The following is a 1,013-nucleotide window of genomic DNA, read 5'->3' as shown; positions in this document are numbered from 1 at the left end:
TGGATTTTAATTATGCTGAGGTACGTAAGTAGTTCAGCATAATTAAAATCCAAAATCAGAGAGCGTACCTTCCGCTATGTGGGCGGTACACTCTTCTAGGTTTCAAGTTTAATTAGGTACTCATTTGATAATTAACTTTTGATAATTATTAGCTTAATCCTTAAGTTGTGGTTGTAGTTGTTTTAGATATTCTCTGAAAATCAAGGTTATACAGGAATACAAGCTTTGCTTAGTACCTAAAAGCCAACATATAAGTGGCAGATAAGCGGCGGCTCTCGGTATCGCCACTCGTCTTTTTTTTGATTTGTCCGAACTAAATCAAGCATTGCCATAGCTCGTTCCCATAAGTATCCCGATAAATTTTCCCATAAGCTTCCCAATAATTCTTTAATACCAAGTTAAGAAATGGCTACGCCATTACTTAACTTAAAAACCCTTACTAGGTTTAGTTTTTAATTCACAAAAGTGTTGTCACACTTTCGTTGATTGGTATAACGTATCGCTTGTAAAGAGAACAAGCAAAAGACATCATGTCAAACTAGGCGATGCAAATATATAGCTGTCGCCAATTGTACTAGGACATAAACCCCAAGAATTGACTGGCGGCGCAAAGCGCCGCCAGTCAATTCTTGGGGTTTGATTTATCCTAAGTCAAGTGACTGTAGCTATAGCAACGTAAGATTTGCTTAGGGCATAAAACCCCAAAGATGGGAGGCGGCGCTTCGCGCCGCCTCCCATCTTTGGGGTTTCGATTTGTCCTAGCCATATAGAAAGGGTGGCGTTTCCGCCACCCTTTCTATTTAATCGCAGCTTCCAATTTATGCTGATTCCAAAGCTTTTGATAAAGATGGGACTCAGCCAGTAATTCATTATGGGTTCCTACTTGTGCGATTTTGCCTGCATCCATAAGAATAATGCGATCGCAGGTTGAAGCTGCTGATAGGTTGTGGGTGATAAATAACACCGTTTTATTTTGGGGTAGATTTCCCAAAATGCTTGTGGCAGTTTGATTG

The 1,013-nt window shown here is 40.0% G+C and carries 1 pseudogene; it reads right to left on the bottom strand.

The window, feature by feature from the left end:
* Positions 1-796: 796 nt before the first annotated feature.
* Positions 797-1,013 (bottom strand): annotated as a pseudogene (locus AC805_RS26450) (ABC transporter ATP-binding protein); the annotation flags it as partial.

This window comes from Pseudanabaena sp. 'Roaring Creek' (assembly GCF_001402795.1).
GTDB lineage: Bacteria > Cyanobacteriota > Cyanobacteriia > Pseudanabaenales > Pseudanabaenaceae > Pseudanabaena.
Note: the sequence above shows the minus strand (reverse complement) of the source record. Positions and strands in the feature narration are given on the sequence as shown.